General features: G+C 38.6%; 19 protein-coding genes. 7 read left to right on the top strand and 12 right to left on the bottom strand.

Annotated features, from left to right (window positions below; genetic code table 11):
• Positions 1–41: 41 nt before the first annotated feature.
• From LVD16_RS24280 to LVD16_RS24250, 7 genes are all read right to left on the bottom strand, one after another.
• Entirely contained in the window at positions 42–1004 is a 963-nt protein-coding gene (locus LVD16_RS24280; RefSeq protein ID WP_233770897.1) for a hypothetical protein, read from the bottom strand.
• 6 nt (positions 1005–1010) lie between these two features.
• On the bottom strand, positions 1011–1550 hold the full coding sequence (locus LVD16_RS24275; RefSeq protein ID WP_233770896.1) for an RNA polymerase sigma factor: 540 nt from the start codon (positions 1548–1550) through the stop codon (positions 1011–1013).
• Between the two features lie 107 nt (positions 1551–1657).
• A complete protein-coding gene (locus LVD16_RS24270; RefSeq protein WP_233770895.1) occupies positions 1658–1969 on the bottom strand; it encodes a DUF2147 domain-containing protein in 312 nt (103 codons plus the stop codon).
• A gap of 306 nt (positions 1970–2275) precedes the next feature.
• Positions 2276–4525, bottom strand: coding sequence for a sodium-translocating pyrophosphatase (locus LVD16_RS24265; protein ID WP_233770894.1), 2250 nt, complete (start codon positions 4523–4525; stop codon positions 2276–2278).
• Between the two features lie 121 nt (positions 4526–4646).
• The gene (locus tag LVD16_RS24260) at positions 4647–5204 is read right to left on the bottom strand and encodes a hypothetical protein (RefSeq protein WP_233770893.1); all 558 of its coding nucleotides are present in this window, start codon (positions 5202–5204) and stop codon (positions 4647–4649) included.
• A gap of 4 nt (positions 5205–5208) precedes the next feature.
• Positions 5209–5739, bottom strand: a complete 531-nt coding sequence (locus LVD16_RS24255; protein ID WP_233770892.1) for an acyl-CoA thioesterase — start codon at positions 5737–5739, stop codon at positions 5209–5211.
• A 41-nt stretch (positions 5740–5780) separates the two neighbouring features.
• On the bottom strand, positions 5781–6401 hold the full coding sequence (locus LVD16_RS24250; protein ID WP_233770891.1) for a protein-L-isoaspartate(D-aspartate) O-methyltransferase: 621 nt from the start codon (positions 6399–6401) through the stop codon (positions 5781–5783).
• Positions 6402–6586: 185 nt separating this feature from the next.
• On the opposite strand from LVD16_RS24250, the gene LVD16_RS24245 reads away from it, so the two are divergent.
• Both LVD16_RS24245 and LVD16_RS24240 read left to right on the top strand, forming a co-directional pair.
• On the top strand, positions 6587–6859 hold the full coding sequence (locus LVD16_RS24245; RefSeq protein ID WP_233770890.1) for a hypothetical protein: 273 nt from the start codon (positions 6587–6589) through the stop codon (positions 6857–6859).
• Between the two features lie 2 nt (positions 6860–6861).
• A complete protein-coding gene (locus tag LVD16_RS24240; RefSeq protein WP_233770889.1) occupies positions 6862–7656 on the top strand; it encodes an XRE family transcriptional regulator in 795 nt (264 codons plus the stop codon).
• Between the two features lie 144 nt (positions 7657–7800).
• Here LVD16_RS24240 and LVD16_RS24235 read toward each other — a convergent pair whose 3' ends face one another.
• Entirely contained in the window at positions 7801–8694 is an 894-nt protein-coding gene (locus LVD16_RS24235; protein WP_233770888.1) for an NHL repeat-containing protein, read from the bottom strand.
• Positions 8695–8895: 201 nt separating this feature from the next.
• Here LVD16_RS24235 and LVD16_RS24230 point away from each other — a divergent pair, with 201 nt between their 5' ends.
• Positions 8896–10068, top strand: coding sequence for an MFS transporter (locus tag LVD16_RS24230; protein ID WP_233770887.1), 1173 nt, complete (start codon positions 8896–8898; stop codon positions 10066–10068).
• Here LVD16_RS24230 and LVD16_RS24225 read toward each other — a convergent pair whose 3' ends face one another.
• The 4 genes from LVD16_RS24225 to LVD16_RS24210 all read right to left on the bottom strand — a co-directional run bounded on the left by LVD16_RS24225 (position 10069) and on the right by LVD16_RS24210 (position 14179).
• The gene (locus tag LVD16_RS24225; protein ID WP_233770886.1) at positions 10069–10644 is read right to left on the bottom strand and encodes a TMEM175 family protein; all 576 of its coding nucleotides are present in this window, start codon (positions 10642–10644) and stop codon (positions 10069–10071) included.
• A gap of 102 nt (positions 10645–10746) precedes the next feature.
• A complete protein-coding gene (locus tag LVD16_RS24220) occupies positions 10747–11496 on the bottom strand; it encodes a succinate dehydrogenase/fumarate reductase iron-sulfur subunit (RefSeq protein WP_233770885.1) in 750 nt (249 codons plus the stop codon).
• 39 nt (positions 11497–11535) lie between these two features.
• On the bottom strand, positions 11536–13470 hold the full coding sequence (locus LVD16_RS24215) for a fumarate reductase/succinate dehydrogenase flavoprotein subunit (protein WP_233770884.1): 1935 nt from the start codon (positions 13468–13470) through the stop codon (positions 11536–11538).
• Between the two features lie 25 nt (positions 13471–13495).
• On the bottom strand, positions 13496–14179 hold the full coding sequence (locus LVD16_RS24210; RefSeq protein WP_233770883.1) for a succinate dehydrogenase cytochrome b subunit: 684 nt from the start codon (positions 14177–14179) through the stop codon (positions 13496–13498).
• A 413-nt stretch (positions 14180–14592) separates the two neighbouring features.
• Between LVD16_RS24210 and LVD16_RS24205 the strand changes: the two genes are divergently transcribed.
• From LVD16_RS24205 to LVD16_RS24190, 4 genes are all read left to right on the top strand, one after another.
• A complete protein-coding gene (locus LVD16_RS24205) occupies positions 14593–15831 on the top strand; it encodes a M48 family metallopeptidase (protein WP_233770882.1) in 1239 nt (412 codons plus the stop codon).
• A gap of 202 nt (positions 15832–16033) precedes the next feature.
• Positions 16034–16429, top strand: coding sequence for a YbjN domain-containing protein (locus LVD16_RS24200; protein WP_233770881.1), 396 nt, complete (start codon positions 16034–16036; stop codon positions 16427–16429).
• A gap of 12 nt (positions 16430–16441) precedes the next feature.
• On the top strand, positions 16442–17149 hold the full coding sequence (locus LVD16_RS24195; protein WP_233770880.1) for a PspA/IM30 family protein: 708 nt from the start codon (positions 16442–16444) through the stop codon (positions 17147–17149).
• A gap of 15 nt (positions 17150–17164) precedes the next feature.
• A complete protein-coding gene (locus LVD16_RS24190; protein WP_233770879.1) occupies positions 17165–17716 on the top strand; it encodes a DUF4178 domain-containing protein in 552 nt (183 codons plus the stop codon).
• Positions 17717–17719 lie beyond the last annotated feature (3 nt).

The raw sequence follows: 17719 nt of genomic DNA, 5'->3' as shown, positions 1-17719 counted from the left end.
AGTGTCAATCTATTTTAGGACTAGTCATATCGAATTCTCAATTAGTCTTGAGATCTGATGCTATCTAATCTGTTGATGAGCTTAGAGTCAGTTAAAGCTTCAAGCGATGTAGTTTTAGCCTGGCTCTTATCTAGCGAATAATATTTGCTTTGATAGAATAAGAATAATGACTTATCGCTATTAGCGTTGATCTCCAGGATCTCATAAAGATTATGATCGAAGTCACCATAAAGGAAAAGCTTACCATCTTTAAACTGGTAATGGAAGTCATACTTTCTACTTCCATTCTCCACTTCCACTTCTACTCCTTTTTGCTCCTTATATCTATTTCCTGCCAAATTACCTCCCGGTGCTTCCAAACTATCTCGTTTGTCCGGGACAGTTCCAAAGCTGGAAACATCTGGTTTATTAAAATTCGGTTTCGTTACCACTACCGGCTTGCTTTCAGAAGCTGTAACCTTGTTAGTGTTGGTTTCATTTGCTTCGTTAGCTTTTGCTGCCACGGTTTCTGTTTCTCTTAGAGGAGCAGAAGGTTCCTGAGTTGTAGTAGTTGTTTCTTCCGCTATCATGTCAGCGGCTGCACCTTCACTAAGGTCTGTATTACTTTCCTCTTCAATGGAAGAAGTAGCTACTTCTTTAGCGGGCTCTAATACGGGCTCTTGTTTAATGGTCGGGGTGATTGCTTTTTCTTGCTGAACTCCTTTGTCTGAATCAGCGATGAAGTAAACGCTAGTACCTAAGATAGCTACAGCAGCCACCATAGAGACCACCTTACCTAATGACAGAGAGCTTCCAGTGGACATTCCACCTGATACAGGCACTGCATTTAGCATAGCCTTTAACTCTGCTTTTCTAGCTTCTCTTAGGGAATTCACGATTTCTTGCTGAAATTCAAATTCCTTTTTTAGAGACGGATCGTTATGAACTGAGTTTTCGAAATTTAACATCTCGGCATCAGTCATTTCGTTTCCGAAATAAGCATCAATTTGTTCTACTTTGCTCATATTTCGTTAATCAAGAAAGTCGCTCTCAGAATATTGAGATTTGACTAGTTCATCTAATTTCTTTTTACACTTGTATTTCTTGGTTTTGGCGGTATTAGTGTTGGCAAAACCTAGCTTGTCAGCTATGTCCTGCATTGATAACCCGTCAAAGTAGTAAAACATCAGCACTTTTTTACATGTATCACCAAGTTGTCCTATACAGTCGGTAATGATCTTAGATCTTTCGGCAGTATCAACATCAATGTATTCCTCTCCATCTTTTTCTTCATGGGAGAGACGTCTTTTTCTGTCTAACTCCTTCCTCCACAGATTTTGACAAATACTGTAGAGGTATGTACTGATTTTAGAAGTAAGCACCAAATTGCCACTTGTAGCTTTTTGCCAAAATACTACAAGAGCATCCTGATAAATATCCTTAGCTTCTTGCTCAGTACCACTATTAGAGATGACAAGTTTAGTCATCATCCTATAGTATTTCTTATAAAGATACTCCAAGGCATTCTCTTCACCACGGCATATCCGTTCGAAAACCTCATTGTCCTTCATTGAGCTCTGATGTTTTATACAAGTAAATATTATCTGGTAACCCGTGCTTTACTCTAAGAGTTAAAAAATTATTTTTTAAGCGCATAAATTAAGTTATGTTATATGGCTTACTCGGCTTTTACCCATTCTTGAGTCCTATAAAACAACCCCCAATATCCACGAATGTTTAGTTTGCCGTCTTCCAACCATATTTTACATTTATATATTTGACCTTCGTCAGGTTTTAATACTGTGCCATCAACATATTCATCTCCATCCTTGCGAAGATCTTTGATGATTTCCATTCCAATTATTTTTTTTCCGTACCTCGGATCGTCTGTAGGACATTCTGTGCAAACGGGATCAGGATCCTGACCTTCGTTTCTAAAAAGCTTAACGATTTTTCCGAAGACTTTTCCATCTCTTTTATAGATCTCCACCACAATTTTTCTTCTCCGGTTTCATCGTCTATGGTCTTCCACTTCCCCAGAATATCTTGACCATTAGTAATGAATGGAAATATAAGCAGTAATAATAGCAAGATTTTTTTGATCATAGTAGTTTTTACAAGTGATGTTACACAAAATAAGCAAAAACAAACCAGTTTAGTTGTTGATTGTGAATGCTTTTATGGTTTAGGTATATAAAATAAAACACTTTATATATAATGTACATCATGCTAAAATGTTTTGGTTATAAAAAAAGGACTTTGGGTAAAGTCCTTTTAATATTTAGTGCTATTAGAATTAGTTCACTGAAAAGTCATCCTGATGGACTTCATTTGCAGTTAATTTAATTTCTTTTTTGGTTTCCTGAATTTTTGATTCGTGAGGTGTCATTTCATCACCATAAACCTTTCCTAAGATTGGTGCTATCACTAACCCCACCAGGCAAGTAAGCTTAATCAATATGTTCATAGAAGGACCTGAAGTGTCCTTAAATGGATCACCTACTGTATCTCCTGTTACTGCGGCCTTGTGAGCATCGGAGCCTTTGTAGGTCATTTGACCATCTATTTCGATACCTGCTTCAAAGGATTTCTTGGCGTTATCCCAAGCACCACCAGCGTTATTTTGGAAGATAGCCCACAATACTCCTGATACTGCAACCCCAGCCATATAGCTACCTAATGATTCTGGTCCCATAACAAAACCGATAATAATAGGAGTAATAATAGTTATGGCTCCAGGTATCATCATTTCTCTAATGGCAGCCTTAGTCGAGATGTCCACACACTTACCATATTCTGGCTTACCCGTACCTTCCATGATGCCAGGTATTTCTTTAAATTGTCTTCTCACCTCTTTTACCATTTCCATGGCAGCTTTACCTACTGAGTTCATGGCGAAGGCTGAAAAAACTACTGGAATCATACCTCCAATAAATAAGGCAGCTAAAACTTTCGCTTTATATATATTAATTCCATCTATCCCTGTAAATGTCACATAGGCGGCAAAGAGTGCTAATGCAGTTAATGCAGCTGATGCGATGGCAAAACCTTTACCGATGGCTGCTGTGGTATTTCCTACTGAATCAAGAATGTCTGTTCTTTCTCTTACTTCATCTGGTAGTTCACTCATTTCTGCGATACCACCTGCGTTATCCGCGATAGGACCGAAGGCGTCTATTGCTAATTGCATTGCTGTAGTGGCCATCATGGCTGATGCTGCTATAGCAACTCCATAAAACCCAGCTAGTTCATAAGCACCCCAAATGGCTCCTGAAAATAATATAATAGGGGCAAATGTTGAGATCATCCCTGTGGCTAAGCCGGCAATAATGTTAGTGGCTGCACCAGTAGCTGATTTTTGTACAATGTCTACCACTGGCTTTTTGCCAAGGCCTGTGTAATATTCGGTGAAATAGGATATTAAACCACCTACAGCTAAGCCCACAAGTACAGCGTAGAAAACGTTCATTGCACTTACGTCCACAATGCCTACACCGAAAAAGCTCATCTGCATGGTTTCAGGTAACATCATAGGGATTAGGAAAAATGATGCTATCGCTGTAAGTATGATAGCGCTCCAATTGCCCATGTTCAAGGCTCCTTGTACACTACTTTCCTTAGCTGAATTGTCTTTTATGTTAATGAAGAAGGTGCCGATGATAGAAAATACAATGCCCAGGCCAGCAATAACTAGAGGAAGTAAGATAGGGCCGATGCCATTGAATTCGTCATCTATGGATCCGCCCATGTCTCTAATAACATAATTTCCAAGTACCATTGAGGCAAGTACGGTGGCTACATAAGAGCCAAAAAGGTCAGCGCCCATTCCAGCTACGTCACCTACATTATCTCCCACGTTATCTGCGATAGTAGCAGGATTTCGAGGGTCATCTTCTGGTATGCCTGCTTCTACTTTTCCCACCAGGTCAGCGCCAACATCTGCTGCTTTAGTGTAAATACCACCTCCAACTCTTGCGAAAAGGGCGATTGATTCTGCTCCAAGAGAAAATCCTGCCAGAGCTTCTAGTACCATGGTCATGTCATGCACGCCATTAGCAGTCCATTTTCCTCCCATAAACCAAAAGAATAGAAAGGTGAATAAAAGGCTAAGTCCGAATACTGCTAGTCCTGCTACACCAAGGCCCATTACCGTGCCGCCGGTGAAAGATACTTTCAATGCTTGAGGTAAGCTTGTTCTAGCGGCCTGCGTTGTTCTTACATTGGCCGCGGTAGCTATTCGCATGCCTATATTTCCAGCTACTGCTGAAAAGAAGGCTCCGATAACGAAGGCAATTACGATGAACCAATGCGTGGTTTCTACCAAACTGGCAATCAGGCCAAGTAAAGCGCCGGCAATGACAACGAAGATGGCTAAAACTTTATATTCTGCAGTTAGGAAGGCTAGTGCGCCTTCTCGGATATGATTTGCGAGGGTTTGCATTTTTTCGTCTCCTGCAGGTTGTTTTTTCACCCAAGACGATTTAACTAACATAACAATGAGCCCCAAAAGTCCGAGAAGGGGGACAAGGTAAATGATCATGTTCATTACTAGAAAAGGTTAAGATTGATTGTTATTAAAAAATCAAAAAAAGGGCCTTATGCCCTTTGGAGTCTTAACAAATATATAATAACAAACTATATAATGAAATAAAATTCATTTTTAGAAACTACAAAAAGAGTTTTTGTAGAGCCGTCCAGAGTAATTTTTTAAGTTCTGAATCCTTTGCAATTTCTGAAAGCGAGTTTCCACTAAGGAATTGCTTGCTTTCCAACTCAATGATTTGATAATGAGGGAAGTTGTCTTTGAAGATCTTCGCAGACTCTATTCCGAATAACAGGAATTTGCTGCCTTCCAGGTCCATAGAATTATGCTGATTAAGTCCAGGGTTATTAGCAGCATTTATTAAACCAACCTCCTTAATATCAAGCTTTACGGCCTTTAGAATTTTGCCCAGAAAGTCTTCATTAGAATCAGATATAAATTCGACCTCTGGTTCATTCACTATAATGATGACATTTTTAGCGTTAGAACCCTTAATGGATATAGGTTGATTGATTTCTTCCTTAATTTCTTCTTTAGGAGCTTCTTCTATAATTTCTGGCTCGGACTCAGGTTTTGATATTTTCATTTCAGGTTCTTCTACCTTATTCTGTATTATCTCTTCACCCTGGATGTGGTAAACAGGTTCGGTGATGAAGAATTTTAAAAATGAATTATCTTCCATGCTTTTACTCTTTATTTAAATTGAAGATAGATTTAAGTTCTTTAGCTTCATCGGGCTTCATTCTACCTGCTAAAACTAATCTTAATTGTCTTCTTCTTAAGGCTCCGTCAAATAAGGCTTTTTCCTCATCAGTTTCCGGGATAGCCTCTGGAATATCTATTGGTCTTCCTGATTGGTCCACCGCTACAAAAGTGAAGAAGGCACTGTTGCTGGCAAATTTCTTTCCGCTAGGGATATCCTCAGCTTCTACCTGTATGTGAACTTCCATAGATGAACTGAAAGCACGGGTAACTTTCGCCTTTAGGGTAACTACATTGCCTAACTGAATCGGCTTCCCGAATGATACGTTATCAACGGATGCCGTTACAACTATTCTGTTAGAGTGTTTCTGAGCGGCAATGGCAGATACGATATCCATCCAGTGCATGAGGCGCCCACCCATCAGATTGTTTAGCGTGTTAGTATCATTAGGTAAAACTAATTCCGTCATGGTAACATAAGACTCACGAACGAATTTTTTGTGCTTATTTGACATCTAAAAATTGTAATAATTAAAGTAACTAAAAAAAGAATGGTTTAGCCCCAGCCTTCATCTCCCAGCAAAGGTACGAAGCTAAAATAATCGAACTCTTCTTTCTTTAACTTTTTCTCATCTACTTTGGTTATTTTAAGCATTTTCTGCTTTGAACTATCTCCTACAGGAATGATCAGAATGCCATTTATATTAAGTTGCTTAATCAGGCTGGTTGGAACTGTAGGTGCTCCCGCTGTAACTATTATCTTGTCATAAGGTGCATATCTTGGCAGCCCTTTGGAACCATCTCCACAAAAAAACTTAGGAGTATAGCCCATTTTTGGTAAAAACTTCCTTGTTCTTTCGTATAGCACTTTATTATATTCTATGGTGTAAACATTAGCTCCCATTTCTACTAATACACAAGCCTGATACCCGCTACCAGTGCCTATTTCAAGCACCTTGTCATTGGGAGATATTTCCAGTTTCTCAGATTGAAAAGCCACCGTATAAGGTTGAGAAATGGTTTGTCCTTCTCCTATTGGGAATGCTTTATCCTGATAGGCATGGCCAAGAAGTGCATTATCAAAGAAGTAATGCCTTGGAATAGTGTTAATGGCCTTCAGTACTTTTTTATCAGTAATGCCCTTGTTTTCTAATATTTTTATGAGGGACCTACGCATGCCCCGATGTTTGTAGCTGTCTTCCATATTTAGTAATTGTGAAGATAAAATAATCCCTAGAAATACCGAAAGTAAAATGTTCAGGACTTGTGTGAATCTGTGTTAACTAAAAAAATTAGCAAAATAAATTGCATTGTATTTTTAAAATTTACTTATTGCAATCAAATGCTAATAAAATTAGTAATATGAATACATTCGGATATAAGCTTAAATTGTACAGCAAGAAATTAAAGTCAGGCAGGTGTCAGATTAAATTTGTAGTGTCGGCCGAGGATAAGGCCAGGTGGCACGGTTATATGCTTGCTGATCTTGGTTCTACCTTAAGGGAGGTGGTAACTCAGATAGAAGAAGAGGTAAGATATATTGAGGCTAAAGACGTTTATTATCACACTCATTTATATAACTTAGCTTCTCCTGTAAAGAGGAGAGAAAAATCGATAGTAGTATTTAATAATTAGGAATGAGTCTGATAAGTGACAATATCAAATATCTACGAAAAAGAATAGGCTTAACCCAGGAGCAGTTTTCTGAGCGAATAGGAATAAAGCGTTCTTTGCTCGGAGCCTATGAGGAGAGCCGTGCTGATCCGAGGATAAGCAATCTCATAAAGATGGCAGAGATATTTGGTACGTCTGTAGATATATTAATTAATAAGGATGTAAGTAAGCTCTCTGATGAAGAGCTTATTGTGAGCAAATTCAAAAGAGGAAAAGAGGTATTAGCAATTACTGTTAATGAGGATCAAAAGGAAAATATTGAGCTCGTACCTCAAAAGGCTGCGGCAGGATATCTGAATGGATATGCAGATCCTGAGTATATCCGTGAGTTGCCAAAATTCAACCTTCCTATGCTTTCGGGGAGCGGTACTTACCGTGCCTTCGAAATTACTGGTGATTCTATGTTGCCGATATTGCCAGGGACTATTATTATTGGTCAGTATGTGGATGATATCAGGGATATTAAAAATGGAAAAACCTACATTCTCGTTACTCAGAATGATGGTATAGTTTATAAAAGAGTATTTAATTATCTGGAAGATACAGGAAAGCTATTCCTTGTGTCTGATAACAGGCAATATGCTCCTTATCAGATAGCTGGAGAGGAGGTGCTGGAGGTTTGGTCTAGCAAGGCTTATATCAGCGTGCAGTTTCCTGATGCTAATGAAAGTAATGATGTTTCTACTGAGCAGCTTGCATCTATAGTATTAGACTTGCAAAAAGAGATTATAAAGCTGAAAGAGGAGAAAAAGAAGTAGCAATAAAAAGGCTGTCTAAAAAGTATAATTCAGATGAATTAATGTCGCATTGAGGAACTCGAAATGTTTTCCTATTCAAAAGAATGAAGATTTTGAATGCCTCAATCTGACTTAAAAGTTACTTTTTAGACAGCCTATTTGTTTTTAGTAGGTTAGCTCGTAAGCTGTAACCTTATTACCGAAGAAGGTTGGTACTAATACAAGCTTCTTTTCAGGAATGTATCCTATATCAGCTGTGTTTAGTTTTTCTTCCTTTGTATCTAGTAGTGGGTACTCTTTACCACCTTTTATAAGATAAATTTCACCTTGCCATCTGCTGGCAATGAAAGTAGTGTCATTAATAAAAATCAGTCCATCACCACCAGTAACTACGTCATTAATCACTTCTGGTGCGGCTCCTTCCATGGAGTATTTACGTAGACCAGTAGCATCAAGACCATAGATATCACCATTTGTGCTGAATGTAAGTCCATTAATAGACTCTACACTATCAGCCAGGGTGCTGATGTTTCCGGCTTCAAATACATGAATTTGGCCAGTGCCCATGTCAGAGAAGTATACTTTGTTATCATAATGCGTAACATCATTTAGGAATGATGCACCTTCAACAGGATATCTATTTACAGATGAGCTATCCGTTACATCGATTTCAACTAAAGCATCGATATCAGTAACATATAGTTTATTGTTTAAAAGAGTCATTCCTTTCGGAGCATTAAGGCCGTCAGTAGCCCATTTCAATTCTATAACAGAACCATCTGGGTTTAATTTGCTAATAAAGCCTACACCGTCCTTTTCTGTAGGTGTTCCGGAGATATTACTTACATAAAGTATATCGTTGGCTTCATCATAGAGTACAGATTCATTGGTAGTCAAGATGGTGTCGGTTTCCCATACTTTGGTGAGTGCCGGTGTTACTTCTGCTTCAACGGCTGAAGAATCTGCATCTGTTGATGAGGCTTCGTCACCTTTTGGTTGGTTGCATGACGCAAGCATAGCCAATGTTGATAAGGCTAATACGCTGAGTTTGGTTTTCATAATTAAGTGTGTTTTAGTTTTGGTGAAACAAATCTAATAAATAATATATACCGATGGTATGCTCATATATCCGGTGTAGTAAATATTGCATAATTATGTCTTTCCTGGGTAACAATTTGAGGCGGTAAGTCTTACTTAGTAGTGTTATAACTAAAAAGTAGCGATTTGAAAATAAAGGAGATTACGAAACGGGTTTTGGGATTGAATAAAACTATACTGGCACTTTCATTTGCCAGGATGGCAGATGCTATGGGGAACAGTATTTTGTTTATTATGATTCCTATCTATGTGGCCAAAATTCCAACGGAACATATTGATATGCCTACGCCCGTTTTAGTAGGATTGTTGATTTCCATTTTTGGTTTCGTTACATCTCTCTGTCAACCTTTGATGGGCTCTTTAAGCGATTCTTTAAATAAGCGGAAAGTGCTGATCATCATAGGAATGATTATTATTGGCACAGGTACTTTGGGCTTTATGCTTGCTGAGAATTTTCTGCATTTACTCTTACTTAGAATCATGCAGGGCGTGGGTGTAGCGATTACTATTCCTGCTTCATTATCTATCATAACCGCTGTTTCGAATAAAGAGACCAGGGGAGGAGCTATGGGCGTGTACAGTACCAGTAGGATGATTGGCTTTGCCATAGGTCCGGTCATTGGTGGATATCTGCAAGTGAATCATGGTTTTGATGCGGCATTCATAGCTGGTGCTGGCTTTGTGTTTCTGTCGGTTTTGATGGTTTTAATATGGGTGAAGGAGGTGCATGTAGATAATGTGGATTCTAAAAAGAAATCTGGTGTTTTCGATTGGTCACTATATACGCCTGGAATTCTTACCGGTGCTCTGGCCACTTTTACCATGGCAAGTTGCTTCTCTATGGTGACCACACTTGAGAATCAGTTTAATGAACGACTTGATATCACTGCTTTTGGTTTTAGTGTTGCCTTCAGCATGCTTATGGTGGGGCGCTTATTGTTTCAAGTGCCATTGGGACATTTGTCTGATAAAAAGGGTAGGAGGCCCTTTATACTTGGAGGTCTGGTGCTCATGGCTATCAGTACTATTTTGATGGGAGAGGTTCAGGAAATGTATCAACTCATTATTTTGCGACTAGCTCAAGGAATAGCGGCTGCAGGTATTGCTGCGCCAGCATTTGCACTGGCTGCCGATCTTTCAAGAAAAGGAGGTGAGGGTAGGCAGATGAGTATAATCACCATGGGTTTTGCCATGGGGATAGCCGTAGGACCGTTAATAACCGGTGTTTTGGTGAATCAATTTTTTGAATTGCCGTTTATCGTCACTGGTGTAGCTGCTTTTGTTTCTGCTTTCTTGGTATTCAAGTATATGCCAGAAACGGTTACGAAAAGCTGATTAGTCAGTGATGTTCTTTTCAATGCGCTTATCAGGCACAATCCATATTAAGGCTACCAGAAAGTAGAGGCTGCCACAAATCCATTGATTTAAAAAGGCCGCTGGTATGGCTATTAAATAAATTACCGGAGACAGTTTACCTTTCAAATCTTTACCTACGCTTTTCGCAATGATAGAGTCAGGGCCCTGTTTGTTAATGATGGTGCGTTGTAAAATGGCATAAGCAATGGCTGCCATTAGTAAATTTACGCCGTAAAGAGCCATAGGCACTGGAGCGAAGTTGTTTTCACCCATCCATCCGGTAACAAATGGTATTAACGAAAGCCAAAACAGAAGATGAAGATTAGCCCATAAAATGCCTCCTGACACTTTGGAGGTAACATGAAGCATATGATGGTGATTATTCCAATAAATCCCGAGATAAATGAAACTGAGAATGTAGCTGATTACTATCGGAAGCAGTGGCTTTAGGCTTTCAATATCTGCTCCATGAGGTATTTTCATTTCAAGAACCATAATGGTGATGATGATTGCTAGTACACCATCGCTAAAAGCTTCTAGTCTTCCTGTTTTCATGAATTGAATATAATCAATGTGATTAATTATTCAATTACCCCTGGAAATAAAAAATCCCCAACTTATTCAGATGGGGATTCCTTGTTTTATTTATTTTCAGACTTATAGATTGTCTGATTTTGCTTTAGCTCCGAAATACTCTCTGTTAAGACGAGCAATGTTTTCAAGGCTGATGCCTTTAGGACATTCTATAGAACAAGCTCCAGTGTTAGTACATGCTCCGAAACCTTCTTCATCCATTTGCGCTACCATCCTTTCTGCTCTGGTTTTGCTTTCTACTTTACCCTGAGGTAACATAGCTAGCTGAGAAACCTTAGCACTTACGAATAGCATAGCTGAAGCATTTTTACATGCTGCCACACAAGCTCCACATCCAATACATGTTGCTGCATCAAAAGCTTCATCAGCAATTTTCTTTGGAATAGGAATTTCGTTAGCGTCAGGTACGCCACCAGTGTTTACAGATACATAACCACCAGATGAAATTATTCTGTCAAAAGCAGATCTATCCACCACTAAATCTTTCACTACAGGGAAAGCCTGAGCTCTCCATGGTTCTACTACAATAGTATCCCCATCTTTAAAGCTTCTCATATGTAGCTGGCAAGTAGTTGTTTGCTTAGGTCCGTGAGGCTTTCCATTTACATACATACTACAAGCTCCGCATATACCTTCTCTACAGTCATGATCGAAGGCTATAGGTTCTTCTCCTTTTCTTGATAATTGTTCGTTTAAGACATCAAACATCTCTAGAAAAGACATATCAGGTGATATATCATCCAGTTGGTAGGTGGCAAGTGCGCCTTTTTCTTTACCGTTTTTCTGTCTCCAAACTTTTAATGTGATTTTCATATTAAAACTTTTAAAAGTTAATGGGATATATCCCTATACTTATTTATAGCTTCTTTGGGTCAATTTAACGTTCTCAAACACTAAGTCTTCTTTGTTTAATGTTTCAGGTGTTTCCGGGCCATTATATTCCCATGCTGAAACAAAAGAAAACTCATCGTCTTTTCTCTTCGCTTCACCTTCGTCGGTTTGCGACTCCTCTCTAAAATGACCACCGCAAGATTCTGATCTGTATAGGGCATCATCTACCATTAATTCACCTAGTTCAAGGAAGTCTGCTACACGGTTAGCTTTTTCAAGACTGATGTTTAATTCATCATTTCCACCGATAACATTTACATCTTCCCAGAATTCTTTTCTAAGCTTCTGTATTTCTACTTTCGCTTTCTTTAAACCTTCTTCGTTTCTAGACATTCCGCAGTATTCCCACATGATGTGTCCTAATGCTTTATGGAAGTCATCTACAGTTCTGGTTCCTTTTATAGAAAGTAGTGTGTTTATTTTCTCAGTTACGTCAGCTTCAGCCTTTTTGAATGCTTCATGATCTGTGGAAACTTTATCATAAGGCATTTTAGCTAAATAATCACCGATAGTGTATGGTATTACAAAATAACCATCAGCAAGACCTTGCATTAATGCACTGGCTCCTAGTCTGTTAGCACCGTGATCTGAGAAGTTACATTCTCCCAGTGCATATAGACCGTCTACCGTAGTCATTAAGTTATAGTCTACCCAAAGGCCACCCATAGTGTAGTGTACAGCAGGGTATATCTTCATCGGCATTTCGTAAGGATTTTCTCCTGTGATTTGCTGATACATATCGAATAAGTTACCATACTTGCTAGCGATAGTATCTTTTCCATCTCTCTTGATCGCGTCAGCAAAGTCAAGATAAACGGCAAGACCTGTTTTAGCTACCCCTCTACCTTCATCGCATACGTTTTTAGCATTACGAGATGCCACGTCACGAGGTACAAGGTTTCCGAAAGCAGGGTATCTTCTTTCTAAGTAGTAATCTCTTTTCTCTTCTGGTAAATCAGTGGCTTTTAATTCGCCTTTTCTGATTTTTTCAGCGTCAGACTGTTCTTTAGGTACCCATACACGACCATCATTTCTCAAAGACTCAGACATCAAAGTTAATTTTGACTGGTGGTCTCCTGAAACAGGGATACAAGTAGGGTGAATCTGAGTGAAGCAAGGGTTAGCAAAATATGCTCCCTTTTTGTGAGCTCTCCATGCTGCTGTAGCGTTAGATCCCATGGCGTTAGTAGAAAGGTAAAATACGTTTCCATAACCTCCAGAAGCTAAAACTACTGCGTGAGCACTGTGAGACTCAATTTTTCCTGTGATCAGGTCTCTGGTAACAATTCCTCTGGCTTTACCATCTACCATTACCAAATCAAGCATTTCAGAGCGGGTGTACATTTTTACTTTACCGTTATCTATCTGACGGCTAAGTGCACTGTAAGCTCCTAATAATAACTGCTGTCCGGTTTGACCCCTGGCGTAGAACGTTCTGGAAACCTGCGCTCCACCGAAAGATCTGTTAGAAAGTAAACCTCCATATTCTCTAGCGAAAGGTACTCCTTGCGCTACACACTGATCTATGATATCTACACTTACTTCAGCCAAACGGTGTACGTTTGCTTCTCTAGAACGGTAGTCACCACCTTTAACAGTATCATAGAAAAGTCTGAATACACTGTCACCATCGTTTTGATAGTTTTTAGCGGCGTTTATACCTCCTTGGGCTGCTATACTGTGTGCTCTTCTAGGGCTATCTTGAAAGCAAAATGCTTTTACGTTATAACCCAGCTCACCGAATGATGCAGCTGCTGAAGCTCCTGCTAATCCCGTACCTACTACGATGATATCGTACTTACGCTTATTAGCAGGGTTTACTAATTTAATATTGAATTTATGCTTTGACCATTTTTCGCCTATAGGGCCTTCTGGTATTTTAGAATCTAATTTCATCTATCAAGCTTTTAATAGTTCTTTTTTACATACTTTGATAAAACATGATAATAGGAATAGCAGCAAATAGTGCTGGAACTATGATTGCAAATGCATATCCTACTCCTTTTATCAGCGGGTTGTACTTTGGATGATTTAATCCTAAAGTCTGGAATGCACTGCTAAAGCCATGATATAAATGGAACATGAGTGCAATCATAGAAGCTACATAGAATACCACGATGTACCACACTGAAAAAGCTTTGCTGGTAACATCATATAGGTTTCTATAAGACTCGCCATCATAAGATACTGAAGGGATTGGCCCCCAGTGCATGGCATACCAGAAGTTTTTCAAGTGGATTACAAGGAAAATAAAGATGATAGTTCCTAATAAACCCATGTTTCTTGAGCTCCATGTGCTGTTAGTAGAGCTTCTAGATACCGCATATCCTACAGGACGGGCTTTTTTATTATGCACAGTAAGCATAATAGCCCATACAATGTGTATGATAAATGTGGCATAAAGTAAGTAAGATGTTGTCTTTATTAGCGGGTTTGACGTCATGAAGCTGGCATACACGTTAAATGCCTGTCCATCATCATGATGTAATAACTGGAAATTACCAATCAGGTGTACCACTAAAAAGATGATTAAAAATAATCCTGTTAAAGCCATGAGAAGCTTTCTTCCCAGGGTGCTAGAAATAGCGTTTGTGAACCAACTCATTTGTGTAATTTGATATTTAAGCTGTAACAATTAGTTGCAGTCAAAGGTACATGCCAGACGTTTATCAAACAATCTAACTATACTATTTTAAAAGATTCTAAATAGCTCTAGTAAACGAGTAGGAAAACCTCTATGAGAATCGTTACGGCACCAAGAATAAAAACCACTATAGGCACTATGTAGGGGTGCCTAAGTATTTTGATTATTGATTTGAAAAAATTATTACCTCGTGCCATTAAGTTTAAAAAATGTAATTGTCCTATACCAAATTATGTACCATGACAGGAAATATTGATTTTGGCCTAAAAAGCGAGGGTTTTTTATAGCTTACTTTCTCGAAATGAGATATTTTCTCAAAATGGGATCACTGGAAGTGCCAAATAATTGCTAGATTTGGTCTTTAAATAACAGATATGCAACCACAGATTATACTATATATCATACTTGGAATTATTACTTTCGATTTCGTGCTGGAACAGGTTTTGGATTACACAAATCTGAAAGCAAGTAAGAGTACAGTGCCTCCGGAAATATCTAGCTTTTATAATGAAGAAAAGTATCGAAAATCATTAGAGTATAAGAAGACTTTGACGCGATTTTCATTCCTAACAAGCTCTTTTAGTTTTATCATTTCATTTCTTATGTTGAGTCTTGGAGGATTTGGTTATTTGGATACATTGCTAAGACCGTATTTCGATAATGAAGTGTGGCTTTCGCTGGCTTATTTCGGGCTTATGTACGTAGTGTCTGATGTCATTAATATTCCATTTCAATGGTATAGCACTTTTGTGATAGAAGAGCGTTTTGGATTTAATAAAACAACACCTAAAACTTTTGTCATAGATAAAATTAAGGGTTATGCACTTACTGCGATAGTTGGTGGAGGTCTGATCGGGTTGCTTCTTTATCTGATATTGAATATTGGAGCGGAGTTCTGGCTTTATTTCTGGGGTGTGGCGGCGCTATTTATATTCGGTGCTAATATGTTTTATACTTCGCTTATTCTTCCGCTGTTTAATAAGTTAACACCTCTTGAAGACGGTGATTTAAAATCTGCTATTAAAGATTACAGTGCCACGGTTAATTTTCCATTAGATAACATTTTTGTAATAGATGGCTCTAAGCGTTCTAACAAGGCTAATGCTTTCTTTTCAGGCATAGGCAAGAAGAAAAAGATTGTGCTCTATGATACGCTCATAAATAATCATACCACAGATGAGCTGGTGGCAGTGTTGGCTCATGAGGTAGGGCATTTCAAAAAGAAACACATTGTGCTAAGTTTTATACTTTCTATACTTCAAGTAGGAGTTATGCTTTATGTGATGTCTTTAATGATTTATAATGAAAACTTATCACTGGCTTTGGGAGCTGAGCAACTAGGTATCCATTTGAATCTGTTGGCCTTTGGCATGCTTTACTCTCCAATTTCCAAACTTTTAGGCATAGCAATGAATGTTTTAAGTAGAAAGAACGAGTTTGAGGCTGATGCTTATGCTGCTGAAACTTATAACGGAGAGGCGCTGGGTACGGCGCTTAAGAAATTGTCAGTGGATAATCTGAGTAACCTATATCCACATCCGGCCTATGTGTTTGTGAATTATTCTCACCCACCATTACTTACGCGTTTGGCAGCAATAAAGAAGGCGGCTTAGTAGTGTTTGGATTTTGCTTGGGTTATGCTTTTATTTATGGACCTTAACCTAAAAAAGAGGTGGATTAGCTGATGAAAAACAGATTTTGATCATTCGCTAGTGCAGTTCAGCTTGCCAAATCACCAGCAACCCGAATTTGCTGAAAATCTTATGTTCTTATTCGATAAATATATAAACTTGTTATATAAAAATTTTTCTAAAAATGAGTGCAAATTTCGACAAGGTTAAATCCTTTTTATTAGAGCTTGAATTTACTATTCTGCAGGAAGATGCTAATGATGAGCTCTTTGTGGTAGAAAGAGATGGCTCAGGTATAGCTAATTTAATTATTGATTGTGAAGATCCTATTCTTATAATAGAAGGCCTTTTGTTTGAGGTGCAGGAAAAATCTCAGGCTTTATTTGAAGAGCTGCTAAAGAAGAATAGAGAAATCATTCATGGTGCGTTTGTGTTGGATGAAACTGGTACAAAGGTACTTTTCAGAGATACGCTACAACTAGAAAACCTGGACCTGAATGAGTTAGAAGGAACGCTAAACTCTCTCGAATTATTATTGAGCGAATATGCTTCGCAAATCATTGAATTTTCAAAAAATTAAAATTTTTTAGACATGGGAATATTTAATAGACTATTTACCATAGGTAAAGCAGAGACTAACGCAGCTATAGATAAGTTAGAAGATCCTATCAAAATGACTGAACAAGGCATTAGGGATTTAAAGATTGATTTAGATAAGAGCTTACAAGCTCTGGCAGAGGTGAAGGCTATGGCTATTCGCAGCAAGAGAGAGCTGAACGATCATAAAGCTACGGCTAATTCATATGAGCAGAAGGCTATCATGCTTTTGCAGAGAGCTGAAAAAGGAGATATTGATCCGGGAGAAGCTGATAGACTAGCTACCGAGGCGCTTACCAGAAAAGAAGAAGCTACTGAAAGTGCTAAAAGATCTGAAGAAGAGGTACAGAGATTTGAGACTAACATTTCTCAGCTAGATGCTAACGTGAAAAAACTTAAGTCTTCTATCACCAGATACGAAAATGAGTTGCGTACACTGAAGGCTCGCTCAAGAGTAAGTCAGGCTACTCAGAAGATTAATAAGCAAATGTCTGGAATAGATAGCTCCAGCACGGTGAGTATGCTTGAGAAAATGAAAGAAAAAGTGGCTCAGCAAGAGGCTCTGGCAGAAGCTTATGGTGATATTGCTAATGAGAGCAAAAGTCTTGATGATGAAATTGATTCTGCTCTAGACGAGAAATCTTTTAAGGCATCAGCTTCATTAGAAGAGTTGAAGGCGAAGATGAAAAATAAAGGCCAATAATTTAATTAGATAACTATGGGTCTGTTTGATTTTTTTAAGAAGAAAGAAGAGGAGCCGCATTATGACAGCACTGATATAAGAGTGCAAGATCTGGATGTAGGTTTTGTGTTCGACTATGATCTTTCTACCTGGGAGGTGAAAAGCATCTATGAGTATGACTGGGGCGATAATTATTTCACCCGAGAGTATAAGATCAGTAATGGAGAAAAAACGGTCTTTCTTTCTTTAGAAGAAGATGATGAACTGATCCTGTCTATCTGCGAGAAAATTAAAATCAGAGCGCTTGGAGATGCTGTGGCAGAGCAGATTATATCTGACCAAAAGCCGCCAACCAGCTTTGATTATAATGGCAAAAGATACCTTCTGGAAGAAGAGGCTCCGGGATATTTCCATGACATAGGAAGAGGCGATTCGTGGGAAGAATTCATTAGCTGGGATTATGAAGATCAGGCCGGTGAAACACTGGTTACGATAGAGCAGTGGGGTGAGAAGGATTTTGAAGCTTCTGCCGGGTATTATATTGATGAATTTGAAATTTCGAATATATTGCCTGCTAGCGACAAATAGCAA

Origin of the sequence: Fulvivirga ligni (assembly GCF_021389935.1) — a bacterium.
Classification (GTDB): Bacteria; Bacteroidota; Bacteroidia; order Cytophagales; family Cyclobacteriaceae; genus Fulvivirga; species Fulvivirga ligni.
Note: the sequence above shows the minus strand (reverse complement) of the source record. Positions and strands in the feature narration are given on the sequence as shown.

What these genes read in the sequence shown, in the direction of transcription:
- LVD16_RS24275 (WP_233770896.1), bottom strand. Translation starts at nt 1,550, where the DNA reads ATGAAGGACAATGAGGTTTTCGAACGGATATGCCGTGGTGAAGAGAAT.
- LVD16_RS24225 (WP_233770886.1), bottom strand. Translation starts at nt 10,644, where the DNA reads ATGAAAACAGGAAGACTAGAAGCTTTTAGCGATGGTGTACTAGCAATC.
- LVD16_RS24215 (WP_233770884.1), bottom strand. Translation starts at nt 13,470, where the DNA reads ATGAAATTAGATTCTAAAATACCAGAAGGCCCTATAGGCGAAAAATGG.
- LVD16_RS24245 (WP_233770890.1), top strand. Translation starts at nt 6,587, where the DNA reads ATGAATACATTCGGATATAAGCTTAAATTGTACAGCAAGAAATTAAAG.
- LVD16_RS24280 (WP_233770897.1), bottom strand. Translation starts at nt 1,004, where the DNA reads ATGAGCAAAGTAGAACAAATTGATGCTTATTTCGGAAACGAAATGACT.
- LVD16_RS24205 (WP_233770882.1), top strand. Translation starts at nt 14,593, where the DNA reads ATGCAACCACAGATTATACTATATATCATACTTGGAATTATTACTTTC.
- LVD16_RS24250 (WP_233770891.1), bottom strand. Translation starts at nt 6,401, where the DNA reads ATGCGTAGGTCCCTCATAAAAATATTAGAAAACAAGGGCATTACTGAT.
- LVD16_RS24240 (WP_233770889.1), top strand. Translation starts at nt 6,862, where the DNA reads ATGAGTCTGATAAGTGACAATATCAAATATCTACGAAAAAGAATAGGC.
- LVD16_RS24220 (WP_233770885.1), bottom strand. Translation starts at nt 11,496, where the DNA reads ATGAAAATCACATTAAAAGTTTGGAGACAGAAAAACGGTAAAGAAAAA.
- LVD16_RS24190 (WP_233770879.1), top strand. Translation starts at nt 17,165, where the DNA reads ATGGGTCTGTTTGATTTTTTTAAGAAGAAAGAAGAGGAGCCGCATTAT.
- LVD16_RS24210 (WP_233770883.1), bottom strand. Translation starts at nt 14,179, where the DNA reads ATGAGTTGGTTCACAAACGCTATTTCTAGCACCCTGGGAAGAAAGCTT.
- LVD16_RS24235 (WP_233770888.1), bottom strand. Translation starts at nt 8,694, where the DNA reads ATGAAAACCAAACTCAGCGTATTAGCCTTATCAACATTGGCTATGCTT.
- LVD16_RS24195 (WP_233770880.1), top strand. Translation starts at nt 16,442, where the DNA reads ATGGGAATATTTAATAGACTATTTACCATAGGTAAAGCAGAGACTAAC.
- LVD16_RS24265 (WP_233770894.1), bottom strand. Translation starts at nt 4,525, where the DNA reads ATGAACATGATCATTTACCTTGTCCCCCTTCTCGGACTTTTGGGGCTC.
- LVD16_RS24200 (WP_233770881.1), top strand. Translation starts at nt 16,034, where the DNA reads ATGAGTGCAAATTTCGACAAGGTTAAATCCTTTTTATTAGAGCTTGAA.
- LVD16_RS24260 (WP_233770893.1), bottom strand. Translation starts at nt 5,204, where the DNA reads ATGGAAGATAATTCATTTTTAAAATTCTTCATCACCGAACCTGTTTAC.
- LVD16_RS24255 (WP_233770892.1), bottom strand. Translation starts at nt 5,739, where the DNA reads ATGTCAAATAAGCACAAAAAATTCGTTCGTGAGTCTTATGTTACCATG.